The organism is Peribacillus sp. NPDC055009 (assembly GCF_053608705.1).
The window spans coordinates 62,248-84,874 of the sequence record NZ_JBSGVZ010000014.1; the positions used below are offsets into that span (position 1 = coordinate 62,248).

The following is a 22,627-nucleotide window of genomic DNA, read 5'->3' on the forward strand; positions in this document are numbered from 1 at the left end:
GAAATTTCCCGCTTTTTTGATGTTAATCAAATGATTTGGACGTATTCTACTTAAGGCTGGGCCTTCGTCCTTGGGACTCGGCAGGAGCCGGGTCCTTTTCCATTTATAAATGATCGGGATATACATAATCAAATGAATGAAATTTTTATTCATTTTACTGTTAATGCTTGTTTTTTTCGTGCATAATAGGAATAGTTTGGTTTTAACTCGAGTTCAGTTACTTTTCACATATAAATGATTTATCCAATACAGGTTTAGGTAAACTAAGCCTCTAAGTGAAGATTCAGAGAGGGGTTTAATAAATGGGACAGGAAAAACATACGTATTCATTTGACTGGGCCGGCCGTAATGTAACGGTAGAGATAGGGCAATTGGCCAAACAAGCGAACGGGGCAGTTTTAGTCCGTTATGGAGAAACTGCTGTATTAAGTACAGCGACGGCTTCAAAGGAACCTAGAAATGTCGACTTTTTCCCTTTAACAGTCAACTATGAAGAAAGACTATATGCAGTCGGTAAAATTCCGGGAGGCTTCATTAAACGTGAAGGACGACCGAGTGAAAGGGCAATTCTTGCAAGCCGCTTGATTGACCGTCCAATCCGTCCGCTTTTCGCCGATGGCTTCAGGAATGATGTTCAAATCATCAGCATGGTCATGAGTGTCGATCAGGATTGTTCTACGGAAATGGCAGCTATGCTAGGTTCTTCACTTGCACTTTCAGTTTCCGATATTCCGTTTGAAGGTCCAATTGCCGGAGTTGTAGTGGGGAGGATCAATAATGAATTCATTATTAACCCTACTGTCGACCAACTAGCTAAAAGTGACATCAATCTGACGGTTGCCGGCACTAAAGATGCTATCAACATGGTTGAAGCCGGAGCAAATGAAGTACCAGAGGAAACGATGCTTGAAGCAATCATGTTTGGACATGATGAAATCAAGAAGATCATTGCATTCCAAGAGAAAATCGTTGCTGAAATCGGCAAGGAAAAAATGCAGGTCACTTTATATCAAGTGGATGCAGAACTGGAAGCAGAAGTTAAAGGCCTATGTGAAGCAGACTTGAACAAAGCTGTACAAGTTCAGGAAAAGCATGCTCGTGAAGACGCGATCAAAGAAGTAAAAGATCGTGTATTGGGTCATTATGAGGAAGAAACTGATGAAGAAAAATTAAAGCAAATCAAAGAAATCCTGAATAAATTGGTCAAATCCGAAGTCCGCCGTTTAATCACGGAAGATAAAGTGCGTCCGGATGGCCGTAATCCTGACGAAATCAGACCATTATCATCAGAAGTTACGATTCTGCCTCGTACACATGGTTCCGGATTGTTCACACGCGGACAAACCCAAGCTCTATCCATCTGTACATTAGGTGCGCTTGGTGATGTGCAGATTCTGGACGGACTTGGAACCGAAGAGTCAAAACGTTTTATGCACCACTATAACTTCCCGCATTTCAGTGTCGGTGAAACTGGCCCTATCCGTGGGGCAGGACGCCGCGAAATCGGTCATGGTGCACTTGGTGAAAGGGCATTGGAGCCTGTTATTCCAAACGATAAAGACTTCCCTTATACAATCAGACTTGTTTCTGAAGTGCTTGAATCAAACGGTTCAACATCACAAGCAAGTATTTGTGCAAGCACGTTGGCAATGATGGATGCAGGTGTTCCATTGAAGGCTCCAGTTGCCGGTATTGCCATGGGTCTTGTCAAATCAGGTGAGCACTATACAATCTTAACGGATATTCAAGGCATGGAAGACCATCTGGGAGACATGGACTTTAAAGTCGCAGGTACTTCAAAAGGTGTTACTGCCCTGCAAATGGATATTAAGATTGAGGGTCTTTCAAGAGAGATCCTTGAAGAAGCTTTACTTCAAGCCAAACATGGCCGGATGCATATTTTGGAATCAATGATGTCAACAATCAATCAACCGCGTGAGCAGTTATCCAAATATGCTCCAAAAATCGTTACGATGTCCATAAATCCGGATAAGATCCGTGATGTGATTGGACCGAGCGGAAAACATATCAACAAAATCATTGAAGAAACTGGCGTGAAAATCGACATCGAACAAGATGGAACGGTATTCATATCCTCTACTGATGAACCAATGATTCAAAAAGCGAAGAAAATCATTGAGGATATCGTACGTGAAGTCGTAGTGGGCGAACTATACTTAGGTAAAGTTAAACGTATCGAAAAGTTCGGTGCCTTCGTTGAAATCTTCAACGGTAAAGACGGTTTGGTACATATTTCTGAACTGGCTGAAGAAAGAGTCGGAAAAGTGGAAGATGTCGTTTCACTTGGCGATGAATTATTGGTTAAAGTTACTGAGATCGATAAGCAAGGAAGGGTAAACCTTTCCCGTAAAGCGGTCTTGAAAGAGCAAAAAGAGGCAGCCAACCCTTCTCAATCGTAATGAAAAATGAAATCCGGCATGCGGTTCCTTGTGAATCTGCATGCTTTTTTTGTTTAAAGTATGGGAATATCCATAGTGTGAATGGCGTTAAAAGGATGTCAAGTTCTACCTTGTCCGTTTTCTTCATACATTTTGGTATGAAGGGGGCGTAAAAAATGAATAATAAATGGAAGCAGATAGTTGCGATAAGTGCCATTGCAGGTATATCATGGTTATTAGTGCAAAATCCATATACACAAATTTATTTGACCCAATTAACCGATGATTCAGTTGCTTCAATGAAGCAAGAAGACGAGCTTCTTTTACAAATAAAAGAATCAACAAAAAAATATGAGATTGCACCACAGGATGCACGAATAGATTCTGTCTGGAAAACCGTTCCTGCATATAACGGCCTGAAGGTAAATATTGATGATTCGTATAAAGCCATGAAGAAGGAGGGCGTGTTCGATAAGGATAAGCTGGTGTTTCAGCAGGTTCCTGCGAAGATACATATGGAGGATCTGGATCCGGCTCCGATCTACCGGGCCCATCCCGAAAAGCCAGTCGTTTCATTTTTAATCAATGTAGCCTGGGGGAATGAATACTTACAAGATATGTTGGCCGTGTTAAAAAAGTATAATGTCAAGGCCACTTTTTTCCTGGAAGGCAATTGGACCAAGAAAAACCCAGATTTAGCCAAAATGATCATGGGTGGCGGACATGAAATTGGAAATCATTCTTATTCACATCCCGATATGAAAAACATCTCCGCACAAGCTACACGTGAGGAAATTCGAAAAACGAACGAAGTCATTGAAGCGGTGACGGGTTTGAAAATGAAATGGTTCGCACCACCAAGTGGAAGCTACCGGGACGAAACGGTGAAAATCGCGGATTCTTTCGGTATGGAGACCGTCATGTGGAGTGTGGATACGATCGACTGGCAAAAGCCAAGCCCTGAAGTCCTTCAACAAAGAGTGCTTTCTAAGGTACACCCCGGAGCATTTATATTGATGCATCCGACGGAATCTACTGCAAAATCATTGGAAACGTTAATAATTGAAATGAAAAAGAAAAACTTGGATGTTGTTACCGTTTCGGAAGCAGTAGATGAAGAGCGATCGAATCCATAAAGTATTGGTTACGATAGCAGCATAGAATGATTGGGAGGAATGTTAGTTGATTAAGAAATACACGTGTCAAAATGGAGTTAGAATTGTATTGGAAAATATTCCAACTGTACGCTCTGCAGCAATTGGAGTATGGATCAAAACAGGTTCAAGAAATGAAACACCGGAATTGAATGGGGTATCACATTTCTTGGAGCATATGTTCTTCAAAGGGACAGCTACGAGAAATGCGCGTGAAATTGCCGAGTCATTCGATAGTATTGGCGGACAGGTGAATGCATTCACTTCAAAAGAGTATACATGCTATTATGCTAAAGTAATGGATAACCATGCAAGCTATGCGCTTGAAATCCTTGCTGATATGTTCTTCAACTCAACATTTGATGGTGAAGAATTGAAAAAAGAAAAAAATGTCGTCTACGAAGAAATCAAAATGTACGAAGACACACCAGATGACATTGTCCATGACCTCTTAAGCAAGGCGGTATATGAAAATCATCCCCTTGGCTATCCGATACTTGGCACGGAAAATACGCTTGAAACGTTCAATAGTGATACATTAAAAAAATACGTCCATGACATGTATACACCAGATAAAGTAGTTGTATCCATTGCTGGGAATGTAGATGAAAAAATGATTAAGGAAGTCGAAAGCTACTTTGGCTCGTATCAAGGAGGGGAAGATCGTCTTGAATTGGTCAAGCCTACCTTCCATGAAAATAGGATCACCCGTAAAAAAGATACGGAACAAGCCCATTTATGCCTTGGCTACAAAGGGTTGGAAATTGGCAATGATAAAACATACAGCCTGATTACTTTGAATAATATTCTTGGAGGAAGCATGAGCAGCCGCTTATTCCAGGACGTCAGGGAGCAACGAGGCCTTGCCTATTCCGTATATTCCTATCATTCCAGCTATCAAGATAGCGGTATGGTGACGGTATATGGGGGGACAGGCACAAATCAGCTTGACAGCCTGTATGAAACCATTCAGGAAACACTGGATACTCTAAAAAGGGATGGCATTACGGAAAAGGAATTACGGAATAGTAAAGAGCAACTTAAAGGCAGCTTGATGCTTAGCCTTGAAAGCACGAATAGCCGCATGAGCCGGAACGGAAAAAATGAGCTGATGTTAGGTGAGCACCGTTCCCTTGATGATATCATCATCAAGATTGACGAGGTGACGGAGGATACCGTCAATGAATTGGCAAACCAGATCTTTACGGAACATTCATTGTCATTAGTGAGCCCGTTGGAAAACTGGGATAAATAATGACGGACAAGTCTGCACCTTCCTTTAATTAATGGGAGGTCAGGCTTTTTTTCTTTGCATGCGGGAGGGTCCAATGTTATGGACAATATTTGGATAAATGCCTTCTAAGTTTACCTTTTTCGGATATAGATTGAATAGAAGGCCAAAAAGGGGGAACCAAATTTGAGGTTGAGCGAATTGAGCGGTAAGGAAATAGTCGATGTGAATAGGGCGGAAAGATTAGGGATCCTTGGTCAGACTGATTTGGAAATAGATGAAACTGGACAAATTACCTCATTGATCATCCCATCTGTCAAATGGTTCGGCCTTTTAAGGAATGGCAGTGAAATAAGAGTTCCTTGGGAACATATAAAAAAAATCGGTGCGGATATGGTCATCATTGACTTTCAGGAAGGACTTTCACTTAAAGACGGAGAGCATATGGACGGATGATCACGCTCGCGCCAGGCTCCTTGAACTTCATGGCATACAAGCTCGAAAACGCCTTAGCTGGCAATAGCTATGGCGTTTTTTCTTTTCTTATCACCGTTTTTTAAGTGAAAACATAAGATGGCAGGGTAACTAGAGAATGTAGCAAAAACCGAATTGCTTCCTGAAGGAATTTTATATCATGAGGCAAGGAATGTTTAGGATCTTTTATATAAAGAAGGTGACGGTTTTAATGCTCACAGGCATGCAAATCGCTGTAATTGGTGGAGATGCGCGTCAGCTTGAAGTTGTCCGTAAACTGACGGAGCTGGATGCAAAGCTATTATTGGTAGGTTTTGAACAGCTCGACCATGCTTTTACCGGAGCGGTTAAGGAAAAAATGGAAGATATAAACTTCAAGGAATTAGATTCAGTTATTTTACCTGTCCGGGGCACGGATTCAGATGGGAAAGTAGAAACGATTTTTTCCAGTGAAGAGGTTGTTTTGACTGAAGAAATGATAAAAAATACCCCGGCACATTGCATTTTTTATGCAGGAATCAGTAACGACTACCTTAATGAGATATTCAAGAAAGTGGATCGCAAACTCGTTCTATTGTTCGAACGTGATGATGTGGCTATTTATAATTCGATTCCCACTGTTGAGGGGGCAATCATGATGGCAATTCAACATACGGATTTTACTATCCATGGATCGAATGTAGCCGTTCTCGGTCTGGGAAGGGTCGGAATGAGTGTAGCCCGGTCATTCCATGCACTTGGAGCAAAAGTGAAGGTGGGGGCAAGAAAAAGCGAAGATATTGCGAGGATCAGTGAAATGGCATTAGCCCCTTTTCATTTAAATGAACTCGCTGCAGAAATGAAAGATGTTGATATATGTATCAATACGATTCCTTTTCCGATAATTACCGCAAAAGTTATAGCCAATATGCCCGTTCATACATTAATCATCGACCTTGCTTCAAAACCGGGGGGGACGGATTTTCGTTACGCTGAAAAAAGGGGAATTAAGGCGCTGTTGGCACCGAGCCTACCGGGTATAGTTGCCCCGAAAACAGCTGGTCAGATATTAGCGAATGCACTGGGACTATTGATTCAAGGCGAGTTCTTGAAAAGGAAGGGGAAAATGATATGAGTCTCAAAGGGAAACGTATTGGTTTCGGATTAACAGGATCACATTGCACATATGATGAGGTGTTTCCGGAAATAGAAAAACTTGTAAACGAAGGTGCGGAAGTCATTCCCATCGTAACATCGACTGTCCAAAACACGGAAACCCGTTTTGGAAAGGGAGAGGACTGGGTCGAAAGAATAGAAAAATTGACGGGGAACCATGTCGTTGATACAATCGTCAAAGCAGAGCCTTTAGGACCTAAATTGCCACTTGATTGCATGGTGATCGCTCCTTTAACGGGTAACTCAATGAGTAAAATGGCAAATGCACTTACCGATTCGCCAGTACTTATGGCTGCAAAAGCGACGATGAGAAATCACCGTCCAGTCGTGGTCGCGATATCAACTAATGATGCACTTGGGTTAAATGGTGTCAATCTAATGAGGCTGATGGCAGCTAAAGACATTTATTTCGTTCCATATGGCCAGGATAATCCCAAAGGAAAACCAAGTTCCATGGTTGCGAGGATGAGCATGATAAGGGATACGATCATAGCGGCATTGGAAAGGGAACAGATTCAACCTGTCATCGTTGAAAGGTTCAAGGATGATTTAGTCTGAACAAGTATTACTGCCTCAAACCAGCTTTCTAACGACTGACATATATGCATAAATTTGTAGGTTGAAGTTATGAAAAACCACTCCACTACCAGAATATTTTGTTAAAGTGCGACCCTTTGGAATGTTAATGTGTTAAAATAAATGATATTCTGAAAAAGAAGCAGTAAATCCAATAAATAACTAATTTAAGAGATAGAAAAGGAGTATGTATAAATGACTGAGACACAGGGATTGCGTATTGCAGTTGTGGGAGCAACTGGGGCAGTAGGACAACAAATGATTTCAACACTCGAACAAAGGGACTTACCGATTAAGAAAATCATCTTTTTATCATCGGCTCGTTCCGCAGGAATCAAACTTACGTTTAAGGGCGAAGAAATCGAAGTGCAGGAAGCAAAACCTGAAAGCTTTGAAGGCATCGATATCGCTTTATTCAGTGCTGGTGGAAGCGTGTCTAAGGAATTGGCTCCAGAAGCAGTTAAACGCGGTGCGATAGTAGTGGATAATACAAGCGCATTCCGCATGGATGAAAATGTGCCGTTAGTCGTTCCTGAAGTAAATGAAGAAGACTTGAAACAGCATAATGGGATCATTGCAAATCCGAATTGTTCAACTATCCAAATGGTTGTGGCATTGGAACCTATTCGCAAGACATACGGCTTATCAAAAATTGTTGTTTCTACCTATCAGGCTGTTTCGGGTGCAGGTGCAGCTGCGATAAATGAATTAAAGGAACAAGCTCGCGACTTGCTTGATGAAAAAGAAATAGATCCGAAAATTTTACCGGTAAAAGGGGACGAAAAGCATTATCAAATCGCATTTAACGTCATTCCCCAAATCGATAAATTCCAAGATAACGGGTACACATTCGAAGAGATGAAAATGATTAATGAAACAAAGAAAATCATGCATATGCAAAACCTTCCAGTGGCTGCAACTTGCGTGAGGCTTCCTGTTGTAACAGGTCATTCGGAATCTGTATACATTGAAGTTGAAAAAGAAGGCATAGCGGCTTCTCAAATCAAAGAGCTAATGAAAACGGCACCTGGAATAGTGTTAGAAGATGAACCGGAACAACAAGTTTACCCTACGCCTGCTTCATCCGTCGGCAAGAATGATGTATTCGTCGGTCGGATTCGCAAAGATTTGGATGAAGATAAAGGCTTCCATTTATGGGTGGTTTCCGATAATCTATTAAAAGGAGCAGCTTGGAATTCCGTTCAAATTGCTGAGAGCCTTTTGAAATTAGGTTTGGTTACCGTTAAGTAAAAATTTTATTCTTAATGAACTCGACAGAAAATTAAATTCCAATAGGATAGAGAGTTTTTGTCAGCTTCCCGGATTGGGAAGCTGGCTTATATTTGGGGTGCATATTATGAAAATTATCGTCCAGAAATACGGTGGGACATCCGTTCGTGATGAGGAAAGCCGTTCATTCGCCAAGGGGCATATTGAAAATGCGATTAAAGAAGGCTATAAAGTGGTGGTTGTGGTTTCAGCAATGGGAAGAAAAGGCGATCCTTATGCAACGGATACCTTACTTTCCCTGGTAAATGGAGCGAAAGCCTGCCTTTCAAAACGAGAACAGGATTTACTTATGTCAGTAGGGGAAACGATATCATCTGTCGTATTTACGAACATGCTCTTGGAACATGGTATTGATGCGGTCGCATATACTGGAGCTCAAGCGGGATTCTTGACGAATACCGACTATTCAAGTGCGAAAATTATCGAAATGAAATGCGACCGTCTCATGAAAGAACTTGAGGTGAAGGATGTCGTCGTTGTAGCGGGTTTCCAGGGAGCGGCTAAAAACGGGGACATCACGACCATCGGCCGTGGTGGAAGTGATACTTCAGCCGCAGCATTAGGTGCGGCATTGCAAGCTGAACGTGTCGATATATTTACGGATGTGGAAGGAATCATGACGGCAGATCCACGTATTGCCGATCAAGCTCGTCCATTATCAATCGTTTCATATACGGAAGTTTGCAATATGGCATATCAAGGGGCGAAGGTCATTCATCCGAGAGCTGTTGAAATTGCGATGCAGGCGAAAGTCCCGATTCGGATAAGGTCAACGTACAGCGAAGGTTTGGGAACACTTGTTACTAGCATGAACAAGGGAAGTCAGGGCAGTGACATACGTGAAAGGCTCGTGACCGGGATTGCCCATGTACCAAAGATCACTCAAATCAAGGTCCGTGCGAAAAAAGATCAATATAATCTGCAGGCAGAAGTTTTCAAAGCAATGGCCAATGCCTCCATTTCAGTGGACTTTATAAATATATATCCAAGTGGCGTAGTTTATACCGTTTCCGAGGAGATGACTGAACTTGCCCTCACGATTTTGGCCGAGCTTGGTCATGAACCGGTCATTGAACGGAATTGTGCCAAGGTTTCAGTAGTCGGTGCAGGCATCAATGGAGTGCCAGGTGTTGCAGCGAAGATTGTCACAGCACTATCCGAAAAGGAAATTGCCATTCTCCAGTCAGCGGACAGCCATACGACAATTTGGGTACTCGTAAAAGAGGAAGATTTAATAGAAGCTGTTAATTCCCTGCACTATGCGTTTCAATTGCATGAAAGGGAAGTCCAATAATCAGGTTTTTTAATAAATAAAGGTTTTAAAAATTAAAGAGGTGTTAGAAATGATATTTGGTAGAGTATCAACCGCAATGGTCACCCCTTTCGATAGCAAGGGAAATGTTGATTTTCAAAAGACGACTTCATTGGTTAATTACTTATTAGCAAATGGAACCGATTCGCTTGTGCTTTCGGGAACGACAGGGGAATCCCCAACTTTATCTTCGGAGGAGAAAATTGCATTATTGCGTCATGTTTCAAAGGTTGTTGAAAAACGTGTTCCCATCATCATGGGTACAGGAAGCAACAATACGTATGCGTCCATCGAGTTGACAAAAAAAGCGGAACAAAATGGCGCCGATGCGATAATGCTGGTTGCCCCTTATTATAGTAAATCTAATCAAGAAGGTCTGTACCAGCATTTTAAGGCTATTGCAGCTAGTACGGCTCTCCCTGTCATGGTATATAATATCCCTGGGCGCGCTTCGGTTAACATTGAACCGGAAACGATCATCCGCCTTTCAAAAATTCCTAATATCGTTGCCGTTAAGGAAGCGAGCGGGGATTTAAACGCTATGACCCAAATCATAGCCGGCACGGATGAGGATTTTGCATTATATAGTGGGGACGACGCTTTAACACTCCCAGTATTGGCTATTGGTGGTGTGGGTGTAGTTTCGGTTGCTTCACATATTGCAGGTAATGAGTTGCAGAAAATAGTTGAGGCCTTCATCAGCGGAGACTTGAAAGAGGCAGCCAGGCTGCATCAGGAACTGTTACCGCTAATAAAAGGTTTGTTTGCAGCGCCAAGCCCTGCACCTGTCAAAACAGCGCTTCAGTTATATGGAATTGACGTTGGATCGGTGAGACTTCCAATCGTGCCATTGACTGAGCAGGAGCGCCTTGCATTAACCAAGGTATTAAAAAAATAAAAAGACACGGAACAAGCTGATCGGTGAAGATTGGCTTGTTTTTACATAAAGATGTATATGAATGGGATATACTTTCCGATTTCGGATAAAAAATATTTGAATTTTTTTATAATCAATCGAAACTGGATAAAAGTACTAAGGAATCTCTTACATAATAGGTTGTTTTATGTTTTATTTGATTAAATGAAAAGTCCTTCTGAAAATGGTAAGTGTTGTCATGTTTTTTGAACATCGGTTATAATGAATTCATTGGGAAATTATGAACGGGATTTTTTAAGGAGGATATTCGATTGGGTAAAGATAAAAATAATGGAATAAAAGTGATTTCTCTTGGAGGACAAGGGGAACTTGGTAAAAATATGTACGTCATTGAGGTGAACGAGGACATCTATCTTCTTGATGCAGGGTTAATGCTGCCAGAAGACGAAATGCTCGGAATCGATGCGGTTATCCCAGATATTTCGTATTTGATGGATAATAAGGAACGGGTGCAGGGAATATTCATTTCCCATGGTCATGAAGACCATATGGGAGCGCTTGCTTATGTCTTGAAATATTTGCCGGTCCCTGTTTATGGAACAAAGCTTACTCTTGCTTTAATCAAAACGAAATTAAAGGAAGATGGCTTTAACGGCCGGGCGACATTCACTGAAATCGATTCGGATTCTCTTTTAAGTTTCCCTCAAGCAGCTGTGTCTTTTTTCCGGACAAATCATAGTATTCCTGATTCCGTCGGAGTCGTGATCCACACTCGTGAAGGTGCAATCGTTTATACAGGGGATTTCAAATTCGATCAAGCAGCAACAGATCTATATAAACCGGAAATCGGTAAAATGGCCGGTATCGGTGAAGAAGGTGTCTTATGCCTGCTTTCAGATAGTACCGGAGCCGAGAGGCCAGGGTATACGACATCAGAAGCAGTTGTGGCCAAAGATATTACAGAGGTATTTCATGCTGCCTCCGGTAGGATCATCGTTGCGTGCTTCGCTTCGAATATCAACCGGATTCAACATGTTTTCAATGCAGCGGCAGCAAGTCGCAGAAAAGTTGCAGTCGTAGGGAAAAGCCTGCAACGCGTTTATGAAACAGCCTTGAACCTTGGCTACTTAAAGGTCGAAGAAGAGCTGATAATCCCAATTAATGAAATTAGCCAGTATGACGACCGTGAAATCGTCGTGTTATCGACTGGTCATCAGGGGGAACCTATCGCGGCACTTCAAAAAATGGCAAAACAGACCCATAAGCAGGTGACCATCAAAAAGGGAGACACAGTTTTGATCAGTGCATCACCCTTACAGGGCGGCGAACTTATTTTATCCAAAACCGTCGATTTGCTATACAGGGTAGGTGCGGAAGTGGTATCTGCTAATAAATATAAAGTGCACGTAACGGGTCATGGCAGCCAGGAAGAACTGAAAATGATGATCAATTTGATGAATCCTAAATTCCTCATCCCTGTACATGGGGAATACCGCCATTTATATGCCCATCAAAAAGTTGGGATTGCAGCGGGGATTAAGCGTGAAAACATCATCATTGCCGAAAAAGGTGATGTCATCGAACTTAAGGGCAATAAAATGGGCCTTTCCGGCAAAGTCTCTGCAGGAAATATCTTGATAGATGGCAGTGGTGTTGGAGATGTGGGTAATATCGTTCTTCGTGATCGGCGCTTGTTATCCCAGGATGGCATTTTGATTGTAGTGGTCACGTTGAACCGTCAGGATAAAAGCATTGCAGCTGGCCCTGAAATCATTTCAAGGGGCTTCGTATATGTTCGCGAATCAGAGAAAATGATCGGCGAAGCAACTGAAATAGTAAGTGAAATCGTAAAGAAAAATGGGTCGCGCCAACCATTTGATTGGTCCACGCTGAAGCAGGAAATGCGTGATGCGTTAAACCAATTCTTCTATGAAAAAACGAAACGCCGTCCAATGATTTTACCGATCATCATGGAATATTAAGTAAGGAACCCCTGATTTAACAGTCAGGGGTTCTTTTTCTGTTTCAAACCTCTAATATCTTGAAGAATGAAGTCCGAGTCTCGAGACATAATAAAGCTATAGGCTATAAGAGAAAGGGGTTGGCATAGTGGATAATGCACCATTACCAAATGAAAATGAAGGCAAGCAGGAAGGTAAGAATTCAACTTTAATCGAGAAAATTCAGCAGCTGGGAGCTACCAATGTTCCACAACTATCTCAGGACTCAAAAATCCATTGTTTGACGATCATTGGACAAATTGAAGGACATATGCAGCTGCCGCCTCAAAATAAAACGACCAAATATGAACATGTTATTCCGCAAATTGTGGCAATTGAACAAAATCCCAATATAGAGGGGCTGCTAGTCATTTTAAATACAGTCGGAGGAGATGTCGAAGCGGGACTAGCCATCGCAGAAATGCTGGCTTCGCTTTCAAAGCCATCCGTTTCGATTGTGCTTGGGGGAGGTCACTCGATCGGTGTGCCGATTGCAGTTTCGTGTGACCATAGCTATATTGCTGAAACAGCAACGATGACGATTCATCCCATTCGTTTGACAGGTCTGGTCATTGGCGTGCCTCAAACCTTTGAATACTTGGATAAAATGCAGGAAAGAGTCATCAAGTTTGTTACGCGGCACTCCAATGTTACGGAAGAAAGTTTTAAGGATTTAATGTTTGCTAAAGGAAATTTAACTCGAGATATCGGTACGAATGTCATTGGGGCCGAGGCAGTTGAAATCGGAATGATCGATGATGTAGGAGGAGTAGGCCAGGCCATGAGAAAACTGAATAGCTTCATGGAAGAAAGAAGGCCCAAAATTGCCGGGGAAGAGGAGGGGCTTCTGCAATGACGCTTTATACGATCGTTCCTGAAGAAATAATTTTTCCTCATCATCATGAGAAGACGGCAAATTTAATAGAAATGATCTATAATGGTGTACATGTTATGGTTGAGCATGACGGGGGCCGCACATTTCGCATTGATCGAATTGTGAGCACGGATCCTGAAGATTATATGAATGTACACATTCAGCCAGGAGCTGTCATAAATGTGTTCGAACAGATGAATCCTTAGTAAAAAAGACTAACTGAGGTAAATTATGATATACTGGAATGAAAATCAGCAGCCGCTTGGCTGCTTTATTCATTATGTGGCAAATTGTCCGCTAAGAATAAATGGTATATATATCAAGGACAGGCTCAAATTTATTTGGTATAATCAGTGAGCGAACGTTTGTTTCCTGAAGGGAAATCATGTAGTGATGTTGAATAGGAAAGTTAGAATAGTTTCATGAAGAATCAGGTGATATTATGGCAAAGAAGAAACGCAGAAAAAAGAATAGTACAGAGAAGTTAAAACTAACGCTTAAATATGAATTGATCGGCCTCACTTTAATAGGCTTGGCCATCATTGCCATTGCCAAGCTTGGAGCAGTTGGAAATGGGACGGTCTTTTTAATCCGCTTCTTCATGGGGGAATGGTATATCCTCTTTTTGTTGGGAGCAATCGCAGCTGGGTTCTATTTGATGATAAAGAGGGAGGTCCCTTACCTGTTAAAACGGCAATTCGTCGGGATGTATTTCCTTGTTGCGAGCATGCTCCTACTAAGTCATGTGACGCTGTTCAACATGCTTGCAGATGGAGGACCGTTCACGAAGCCCAGCGTCATTTCGAATACATGGGAGCTATTCTGGATGGAAGTGACCGGCAAGGCCAGCACAAAGGACCTTGGGGGCGGTATGATTGGGGCGATATTATTTGCAGCCTCATACTTTTTATTCGACGAAGCTGGATCGAAAATCGTTTCATTCCTTTTTATCATTGTAGGTGCCGTCCTATTGACCGGGAAAACGTTAGGTGAAACCCTCGGGAAGTTTTTCATGGGTCTTGGCGGCTTTTTCAAAAAGCAATGGTCTGCATTCATTGATGATATGAGAACGTGGAATGAAGACAAAAAAGAAAAGAAAAAGAATCCGGTTAAAAAGAAGAAACGGGAAAAAGAACCGGTTGAAGAAACGGATCAGCCCCTTCTGCAAGAAGAGGATACACAGCAAATGGCGACGGAGCGGATCATTTCCAGCTTTGCTGATAAAGCCTATAGCGACGAAGACGAAATAATTCCGGTCGTTACGGAACCTGCCGCTGATAATAAAGAGGACCAGGATGATGCCGTTCCGCCTATGAATTTTACGGAAGTGGAGAATAAAGAATATCTTTTACCGCCTCTTTCTTTATTATTGCAGCCAAAAAAAACGGACCAAAGCGGAGAATACCAATTGATCCATGAAAATGCGGCTAAGCTTGAGCGCACCTTTCATAGCTTTGGAGTGAAAGCGAGGGTCACTCAAGTTCATTTAGGCCCAGCCGTAACCAAATACGAAGTTCATCCGGACGTAGGGGTGAAGGTAAGTAAAATTGTCAGCCTATCCGATGACTTGGCCCTTGCACTGGCCGCAAAGGATATTAGAATCGAAGCTCCGATTCCGGGAAAATCGGCTATCGGAATAGAAGTGCCCAACTCCGAAGTGGCGATGGTGTCATTAAGGGAAGTTTTAGAGGCCAAGGAAGTTGACAAGCCTGACGCAAAACTGCAAATAGGCCTAGGTCGGAACATTTCCGGTGAAGCGGTTAAGGCGGAGCTCAATAAAATGCCGCATTTACTAGTGGCTGGTGCTACTGGCAGCGGGAAATCCGTTTGTATCAACGGGATTATCACCAGCATCCTGATGCGGGCAAAACCGCATGAAGTAAAAATGATGATGATCGATCCAAAAATGGTGGAGCTGAATGTCTATAATGGAATTCCCCACTTACTCGCACCTGTAGTGACAAATCCAAAGAAAGCTGCACAGGCTTTGCAAAAAGTGGTCAGTGAAATGGAAAGGCGCTATGAGCTATTTTCTCATTCCGGTACGCGTAATATTGAAGGCTACAATGATTATATTAACCGATATAACATCGAAGAAGATGCCAAACAACCGCTCTTGCCTTATATCGTAGTCATTGTCGATGAGCTGGCGGATTTAATGATGGTCGCCTCAAATGATGTAGAGGATGCCATCACACGGCTTGCGCAAATGGCACGTGCCGCAGGCATCCACTTGATAATTGCCACTCAGCGGCCATCCGTAGATGTAATTACAGGGGTCATTAAAGCGAACATCCCATCTCGGATTGCTTTTAGTGTCTCATCAATGACTGATTCGAGAACGATCCTCGACATGGGCGGAGCTGAAAAACTGTTAGGCCGGGGTGACATGCTCTTCCTGCCAGCAGGAGCTTCAAAACCGGTTCGCGTCCAAGGTGCCTTTTTGTCCGACAATGAAGTCGAGGAAGTTGTCACATATGTCATTTCACAGCAAAAAGCACAATACAACGAAGAGATGATACCCGATGAAATTGCAGAAACTTCAAATGGTGAAGTCGAAGATGATTTATATGGGGATGCCGTGTCCTTGATCGTAGAAATGCAGACTGCATCGGTTTCCATGCTGCAGCGCCGTTTCCGGATTGGCTATACGCGGGCAGCGAGATTGATTGATGAAATGGAAGCGAGGGGAATTGTCGGTCCATATGAAGGCAGTAAACCACGAAATGTATTGGTCACTAAAGATGAACAGGATGAAGCGCATTCATCATAAGTAAAAAAACCGGGCAGCAGCCCGGTTTTTTAATTATTCATCGCCTCGTCTAAATGTTTAAGGCAGAAGTCGGTAATCATCGCTTCTTCATCTTCTTCTAAATCGAATTCGAGTGCGCCCTCATTACCTTTTTCAAAAATATCATATTTAATCAATTTTCCCATTTGCTCTTCCGCTGCAAAAAGCACCCGGATATATAAACCATTTTCTGAAAAGAGCTCATCCTCTTCAGGCACTTCAATATCCAAGAACAACTCGTAACGTTCCCCGGACAAAATACCAAATGGATCATTCAATTTTTCGATCGTGTATTCTGTAATCTTTAACATCTTGTGTACATCCCTTCAAAGAAGATAAATCCTATTATACAGGAAAACAGCATCTTGAACAGAGCTGCATTCATTTTGCATTTTCAAAAAATATTTATCTGATTTAGGAGAATAATCGTACAAATTCCGGGGCTTTTTCTAGATTAAAAGACACAGGGAAGGGTAATTTCTCCTAAATTCTTTTAAAGTAAATAGTAAAACACTATTTATTTATGTCAAAAAAAATGTTATATTATTTTCGATTAGTAGGAATGATTCAACATCAGAGGTCTGATGTCTTAAGAAATTAGCTGGGGGAAACTGTATGTCAATAAAATCAGATAGTCGACATTTATATTTGCAGGTCATTGATTACCTGAAGCAGGATATTGAAGCTGGAGTCTATCAGGAAAATGAAAAATTCCCTTCAGAATTCGATCTTGCAAAAAAATTGGGAGTTAGTAGGGCGACACTTCGAGAAGCGCTGCGAATTTTAGAAGAAGAAAACATCATCATTCGCCGCCATGGAGTTGGGACTTTCGTCAATCCGAAACCTCGGTTCACTTCAGGTATCGAGCAATTAAAAAGTGTCACGAACATGATTGAAGAGGCAGGAATGAAACCGGGTACGATTTTCTTAAGCTCGACGGCCCAAGAACCTACAGAAGAGGATATACGCAGGTTTTCGTGTTCGACAGATGAACGCATCGTCATCATCGAACGAGTAAGGACTGCGAATGGGGAGCCAGTTGTCTACTGTATTGACAAAATTCCTGAATCTATACTATCAGAAAATTTTGACCGTAATGATGAGTCTCTTTTAGATATTTTGGAAAGAGATGCGCATCGAAAAATTACGCATGCCGTAGCAGAGATTGAGCCTATTGGATATCATGAGAAAGTTTCTCCTATCCTTAAATGCTCGCCAGAAGCCGCACTACTCGTTCTAAAGCAGATGCATCTGGATGATTGGGACCAGCCTATCCTGTATTCTGTAAACTACTTTAAAGCCAATATGTTCAGCTTTCATGTTCTTCGTAAACGTGTGTAGGTCTTAACTCTGCATACGGGTGAATGCAAGCGTTTGTTTCGGTTCCGAAAAAGTCGATCAAGCGGATGCAAAAAAAATTAACGAGAAGTGAAAACGCAAACATGAATGACTTTTCAGAACATTCCTGCTCAAAAAACTATGTAAAACTAGGGGGATAAAAATTGAAAAAGCGCAAATTAGGACTAGCTCTTTCACTTGTTCTTGCAGCCGGTACGCTACTGGGAGCATGTGGTAACTCAGAGAATGATGATAAAGAATCTTCAAATGGGAAAAACAAAGATAACTTCACTGTTGCAATGGTAACTGATACTGGCGGCGTGGATGACGAGTCGTTCAACCAATCCGCTTGGAAGGGCATTCAGGAATTCGGTAAGGATAATGGTCTGGAAAAAGGTAAGGATGGCTACAACTACCTGCAATCTAAATCTGATGCAGATTACGCTAAAAACCTGAATACGCTTGTACGTGAAGATTACCAACTAATCTATGGTATCGGTTTTCTTTTAGCCGAAGCTGTTGGTGAAGTGGCCGACCAACGTCCGGATTCAAACTTTGCCATCGTGGATACAGTTGTAGATAAAAAGAATGTAGCCAGCATCAATTTTAAAGAGCAGCAAGGTTCATTCCTTGTAGGTGTAATTGCCGGTCTGCAAACGAAAACAAACAAGGTCGGTTTTATCGGCGGAGTTGAATCTGAATTAATCAAGAAATTCGAAGTTGGCTTTAAGGCTGGGGTTTTATCTGTAAATCCGGATGCGAAAGTTGAAGTTAAATATGCCGGAGATTTCAATAAAGCTGATATCGGTAAATCCACAGCAGGCTCCATGTATTCTTCAGGCATCGATATCATTTATCATGCTGCTGGCGGAACTGGAAAAGGTGTATTCACTGAAGCAGTCGAGCAAAAGCAAAAAGATCCTAAGAGGGAAATCTATGTTATCGGTGTAGATAGCGACCAAGCTAAATTAGGGGCAGTTCCTGGAACTGACGACAACATCACACTTACTTCCATGCTAAAACGTGTTGACGTGGCAGTTAAAGACCTTTCCGAGAAAGCGAAAGAAGGAAACTTCCCAGGCGGAAAAGTAATTGAGTACGGTATCGAAGAAAATGGTGTAGGCATTTCCGATACAAAAGATAACGTAACAGAAGAATCTTTAAAAGCGGTCGAAGAGTGGACAGAAAAAATTAAATCAGGTGAATTCGTAGTTCCGGGAACGGATGAAGAATTCAAAAAACTTGATTTATAATCTCTAATGCCAGAAAGAATAGGGAGGCGAATTGCCCTCTATTCTTTCTTTTCCCAATTGGTCTTTGCAACTGAAAAATATCGAATGAAAAACTATGATAGAATCGTAGTTTTTCATTTGGTTTTTTTAAAAAAATCAATAAGCTAGTAGATGCAATTAAATGATTTTAAGAATATTTACACTCATTTTAGGAGTTGATAATACGTGGAATATGTAATTGAGATGCTTAATATCCGTAAGGAATTCCCCGGCATCGTCGCAAATGATAACGTTACCCTTCAGGTTAAAAAAGGGGAGATTCACGCATTATTAGGTGAAAATGGCGCGGGCAAATCCACATTGATGAATGTTTTATTCGGCTTATACCAGCCTGAACAGGGAGAAATCCGTGTGAACGGCAAGCCAGTCAAGATTACCAGTCCTAACATTGCCAATGATTTAGGGATTGGGATGGTCCATCAGCATTTTATGCTCGTAGACCCCTTTACAGTAACAGAAAATATCATTTTAGGAAAAGAACCATCAAAAGCGGGTAAAATCGATTTAAAAGAAGCGAGCGAGGAAGTTAGGAAACTATCGGAACAATATCAGCTTCGTGTTGACCCCTATGCGAAAATTGCCGATATTTCAATAGGGATGCAGCAGCGTGTCGAGATTCTTAAAACGCTATACCGTGGTGCGGAGATATTGATTTTTGATGAGCCGACAGCTGTATTGACTCCTCAAGAAATCAAGGAATTGATTTATATTATGAAAGCCCTTATCAAAGAGGGGAAATCCATCATTTTAATTACACACAAACTTAAGGAAATCATGGAGGTTTGTGACCGGGTAACGGTAATACGCAAAGGCCAAGGAATTGGTACAGTGAATGTCAACGAAACGAATCCTAACGAATTGGCCAGCTTAATGGTCGGTAGGGAAGTTCTGTTCAAGACGGAAAAAACGGCAGCTATTCCTTCGGATGTAGTTCTCGAGGTCCGGGAACTGGAAGTCAAGGATTCCCGGGGCGTTTCAGCTGTTCGGAACTTGGATTTAACTGTCCGTGCAGGAGAAATTGTCGGTATTGCCGGTGTTGATGGAAATGGACAATCCGAACTAATTGAAGCATTGGCTGGCCTAAGGAAGACAACCGCAGGTTCGATAAAGCTAAATGGAAAAGAAATCAGGAATTTGAAGCCGCGTAAAATCACTGAAGCAGGTGTCGGACATATTCCAGAAGACAGACATAAGCATGGTTTGGTTCTCGATTACAGCATTGGGGAAAATATTGTCTTGCAAACCTATTATCAAAAGCCTTTTTCAAAAGCTGGTATCTTGAACTCAAAGAAAATATTTGAAAAGGCCCGTTCACTGATCAAAAGTTACGATGTTCGCACTCCGAGTGAATATACCCCGGCAAGGGCGCTTTCTGGAGGGAATCAGCAAAAAGCGATCATCGGCCGGGAAGTTGATAGGAACCCGGATTTATTGATTGCCGCACAGCCGACACGCGGCCTTGATGTAGGGGCGATCGAGTTTATCCATAAACGTCTGATTGAACAGCGAGATGCAGGAAAAGCGGTACTCCTCATATCATTTGAATTAGAAGAAATCATGAATGTGAGCGATAGAATTGCCGTTATATACGAAGGGGAAATCGTCGCAATAGTCGATCCGAAAGAAACGACTGAACAGGAGCTTGGCCTTCTTATGGCTGGCAGTAAACGGACGGAAGCAGGGGGAAAACAAAATGTCTAAGTATTTATCTAAATTAACGAGTCCGTTAATAGCAGTTATCCTCGGCTTAGTCGTTGGGGCCATAATCATGTTAGTAAGCGGCTATGACCCTGTTGCCGGCTATGGCTCCATGATAAATGGAATTATTGGGGATTCTTATTATGTAGGGGAATCCGTCAGGACAATCATTCCTTATATCCTTGCTGGTTTGGCAGTGGCTTTTGCTTTCCGTACGGGCCTATTCAATATCGGTGTAGAGGGGCAATTAATTGTAGGCTGGCTGGCGGCAGTTTGGGTCGGAATCGCTTTTGACCTACCAAGGATCATCCATTTGCCGTTTGCCATATTAGCTGGTGCAGCTGCTGGTGCCCTGTGGGCATTTATCCCTGGTTATCTAAAAGCTAAGTTCCGTGTACATGAAGTAATCGTTTCGATCATGTTGAATTATACAGCATTATATGTGACGAATTATTTAATTCGGAATGTAATGACTGACAAGCTGGATAAAACAGAAAGAGTTGCTGATACAGCATCATTGAGGTCTCCTTTTTTTGAAAGCATTACGGATTTTTCCCGGATGCATTGGGGAATAGTGGTAGCGATTATTTGCGTGATCATCATGTGGTTCCTTCTTGAAAGGACAAAAACCGGCTTTGAACTGAAAGCGGTAGGTTTCAATCAGCACGCTTCCGAATATGCAGGAATGAGTGTAAATAAGAACATCATACTTTCGATGGTTATTTCAGGTGCGTTTGCAGGGCTTGCGGGTGCGATGGAAGGCCTTGGAACTTTTGGTTATGCCGCAGTCAAAGGCGGGTTCACAGGTATGGGCTTTGATGGGATTGCAGTAGCCTTACTAGGAGCGAATACGGCTATTGGTGTAGTGCTGGCAGCCTTATTATTTGGGGGACTGAAAGCAGGGGCGTTAAATATGCCGCTAGAAACCGGCATACCTAGTGAAATTGTAGATATTGTCATAGCTTTGATCATTTTCTTCGTCGCATCCAGTTATTTTATTCGTTGGATTGCCGCTCGATTTAAGAAAGGGGTGAAATAAGTGGATTTTTACCAAGTATTACAAATTATTATTCCATCTATGATTGCTCTAGCTGCACCACTTATTTTTACTTCACTCGGAGGAGTGTTTTCTGAACGGGCAGGTGTCATAAACATCGGTTTAGAAGGATTGATGGTCATCGGTGCCTTTACAGGGATCGTTTTTAACTTAATGTTTGCTGATGTTTTTGGGGAATGGACTCCTTGGCTTGCTGTGCTAGCGGCAATGATTGCCGGCTTGCTGTTTTCCATTCTGCACGCTGTGGCATGCATTACCTTCAGGGCGGACCAAACGGTTAGTGGGGTAGCCATCAACTTGTTGGCAGTAGGTCTGACCATGTTTTTGGTGAAGCTGATTTTTGACAAAGGTCAAACTGATAGAATCACGGAAACATTCCCAAGGATTGATGTTCCTTTACTAAGTGATATCCCATTTATAGGACCCATCTTTTTCGCAAATGGATATTATATCGTATATATAGCGATCCTTATTTCCTTTGTCGTCTGGTATGTACTGTATAAAACACCATTCGGGTTAAGGATCCGTGCAGTGGGTGAGCATCCGATGGCAGCTGATACGATGGGTGTCAATGTTACGAAAATCCGATATGCCGCCGTTTTATTATCAGGTGCTTTTGGAGGTATCGGCGGAGCGATATATGCTACCATCTTTTCGAATGAATTCAATCATGCGACAATTAACGGACAAGGTTTCATGGCCATTGCCGCAATGATTTTTGGTAAATGGCACCCGATCGGGGCAATGGGTGCAGCGTTATTCTTTGGTTTGGCTCAAAGTTTAAGTATCGTTGGCTCGAGCCTTCCCTTCTTCAAGGATATTCCTTCGGTTTACCTATTGATCGCTCCTTATGTTCTGACTATCATTGCATTAACTGGTTTCATTGGTCGTGCAGATGCTCCTAAAGCATCCGGACAGCCATATATCAAAGGAAAAAGATAAGGTTATAACCGGTCAGCAAACTATGCTGGCCGGTTTTTTTCTTTCGAGGTTGAGCCGTAAGTGATGGTGAGCTGGTGAAAAACCAAAAAAAGTAGCTGTAACTTGCATGATTTTTCCTTTCACATGTATATTTTAAGTAGATGTTTAAAAGGGTTCCAATCTACAAA

At 42.1% G+C, this 22,627-nt stretch carries 19 protein-coding genes; 18 read left to right on the top strand and 1 reads right to left on the bottom strand.

Annotation, left to right across the window (positions count from 1 at the left end):
- The first annotated feature begins 302 nt into the window (after window positions 1-302).
- From pnp to ACWF5P_RS19315, 13 genes are all read left to right on the top strand, one after another.
- Window positions 303-2,420 (top strand): polyribonucleotide nucleotidyltransferase, encoded by a 2,118-nt coding sequence (pnp, locus tag ACWF5P_RS19255; protein WP_434169092.1) that lies wholly within the window; start codon window positions 303-305, stop codon window positions 2,418-2,420.
- 155 nt (window positions 2,421-2,575) lie between these two features.
- Window positions 2,576-3,535, top strand: a complete 960-nt coding sequence (locus tag ACWF5P_RS19260; protein WP_434169093.1) for a polysaccharide deacetylase family protein — start codon at window positions 2,576-2,578, stop codon at window positions 3,533-3,535.
- A gap of 46 nt (window positions 3,536-3,581) precedes the next feature.
- On the top strand, window positions 3,582-4,808 hold the full coding sequence (locus tag ACWF5P_RS19265) for a M16 family metallopeptidase (RefSeq protein WP_230177475.1): 1,227 nt from the start codon (window positions 3,582-3,584) through the stop codon (window positions 4,806-4,808).
- A gap of 162 nt (window positions 4,809-4,970) precedes the next feature.
- Entirely contained in the window at window positions 4,971-5,240 is a 270-nt protein-coding gene (locus ACWF5P_RS19270) for a YlmC/YmxH family sporulation protein (RefSeq protein WP_048684753.1), read from the top strand.
- 229 nt (window positions 5,241-5,469) lie between these two features.
- Complete coding sequence (gene dpaA / locus ACWF5P_RS19275; protein WP_230177688.1) at window positions 5,470-6,372, top strand: dipicolinic acid synthetase subunit A; 903 nt, start codon at window positions 5,470-5,472, stop codon at window positions 6,370-6,372.
- Window positions 6,369-6,971: a dipicolinate synthase subunit B gene (locus ACWF5P_RS19280; RefSeq protein ID WP_101224686.1), complete on the top strand. Its 603-nt coding sequence runs from the start codon at window positions 6,369-6,371 to the stop codon at window positions 6,969-6,971. Before dpaA ends, ACWF5P_RS19280 begins: the two co-directional genes overlap by 4 nt.
- A gap of 213 nt (window positions 6,972-7,184) precedes the next feature.
- A complete protein-coding gene (gene asd, locus ACWF5P_RS19285) occupies window positions 7,185-8,240 on the top strand; it encodes an aspartate-semialdehyde dehydrogenase (RefSeq protein WP_101224687.1) in 1,056 nt (351 codons plus the stop codon).
- A 106-nt stretch (window positions 8,241-8,346) separates the two neighbouring features.
- Complete coding sequence (gene dapG / locus ACWF5P_RS19290) at window positions 8,347-9,573, top strand: aspartate kinase (protein ID WP_230177473.1); 1,227 nt, start codon at window positions 8,347-8,349, stop codon at window positions 9,571-9,573.
- A gap of 49 nt (window positions 9,574-9,622) precedes the next feature.
- Entirely contained in the window at window positions 9,623-10,489 is an 867-nt protein-coding gene (dapA, locus tag ACWF5P_RS19295) for a 4-hydroxy-tetrahydrodipicolinate synthase (protein ID WP_101224689.1), read from the top strand.
- Window positions 10,490-10,779: 290 nt separating this feature from the next.
- On the top strand, window positions 10,780-12,450 hold the full coding sequence (locus ACWF5P_RS19300; protein ID WP_101224690.1) for a ribonuclease J: 1,671 nt from the start codon (window positions 10,780-10,782) through the stop codon (window positions 12,448-12,450).
- A 127-nt stretch (window positions 12,451-12,577) separates the two neighbouring features.
- Window positions 12,578-13,324, top strand: coding sequence for a ClpP family protease (locus ACWF5P_RS19305; RefSeq protein ID WP_034313566.1), 747 nt, complete (start codon window positions 12,578-12,580; stop codon window positions 13,322-13,324).
- Window positions 13,321-13,548, top strand: a complete 228-nt coding sequence (locus ACWF5P_RS19310) for a YlzJ-like family protein (protein WP_063231821.1) — start codon at window positions 13,321-13,323, stop codon at window positions 13,546-13,548. Before ACWF5P_RS19305 ends, ACWF5P_RS19310 begins: the two co-directional genes overlap by 4 nt.
- A 236-nt stretch (window positions 13,549-13,784) precedes the next feature.
- Window positions 13,785-16,115 (top strand): DNA translocase FtsK, encoded by a 2,331-nt coding sequence (locus ACWF5P_RS19315; protein ID WP_101224691.1) that lies wholly within the window; start codon window positions 13,785-13,787, stop codon window positions 16,113-16,115.
- 29 nt (window positions 16,116-16,144) lie between these two features.
- Here ACWF5P_RS19315 and ACWF5P_RS19320 read toward each other — a convergent pair whose 3' ends face one another.
- Window positions 16,145-16,444, bottom strand: a complete 300-nt coding sequence (locus ACWF5P_RS19320; protein WP_434169094.1) for a DUF6509 family protein — start codon at window positions 16,442-16,444, stop codon at window positions 16,145-16,147.
- A 304-nt stretch (window positions 16,445-16,748) separates the two neighbouring features.
- On the opposite strand from ACWF5P_RS19320, the gene ACWF5P_RS19325 reads away from it, so the two are divergent.
- The 5 genes from ACWF5P_RS19325 to ACWF5P_RS19345 all read left to right on the top strand — a co-directional run bounded on the left by ACWF5P_RS19325 (window position 16,749) and on the right by ACWF5P_RS19345 (window position 22,460).
- Window positions 16,749-17,474 carry a GntR family transcriptional regulator gene (locus tag ACWF5P_RS19325; RefSeq protein WP_101224693.1) on the top strand — a complete coding sequence of 242 codons (726 nt, stop codon included), beginning with the start codon at window positions 16,749-16,751 and terminating at the stop codon, window positions 17,472-17,474.
- 161 nt (window positions 17,475-17,635) lie between these two features.
- Entirely contained in the window at window positions 17,636-18,724 is a 1,089-nt protein-coding gene (locus ACWF5P_RS19330; RefSeq protein WP_095678836.1) for a BMP family lipoprotein, read from the top strand.
- A gap of 204 nt (window positions 18,725-18,928) precedes the next feature.
- A complete protein-coding gene (locus ACWF5P_RS19335) occupies window positions 18,929-20,464 on the top strand; it encodes an ABC transporter ATP-binding protein (protein ID WP_101224695.1) in 1,536 nt (511 codons plus the stop codon).
- Window positions 20,457-21,500 carry an ABC transporter permease gene (locus ACWF5P_RS19340; RefSeq protein ID WP_101224696.1) on the top strand — a complete coding sequence of 348 codons (1,044 nt, stop codon included), beginning with the start codon at window positions 20,457-20,459 and terminating at the stop codon, window positions 21,498-21,500. The genes ACWF5P_RS19335 and ACWF5P_RS19340 overlap by 8 nt, the downstream gene beginning before the upstream one ends.
- Window positions 21,501-22,460 (top strand): ABC transporter permease, encoded by a 960-nt coding sequence (locus ACWF5P_RS19345; RefSeq protein ID WP_094246576.1) that lies wholly within the window; start codon window positions 21,501-21,503, stop codon window positions 22,458-22,460. It abuts the gene before it with no gap.
- Window positions 22,461-22,627 lie beyond the last annotated feature (167 nt).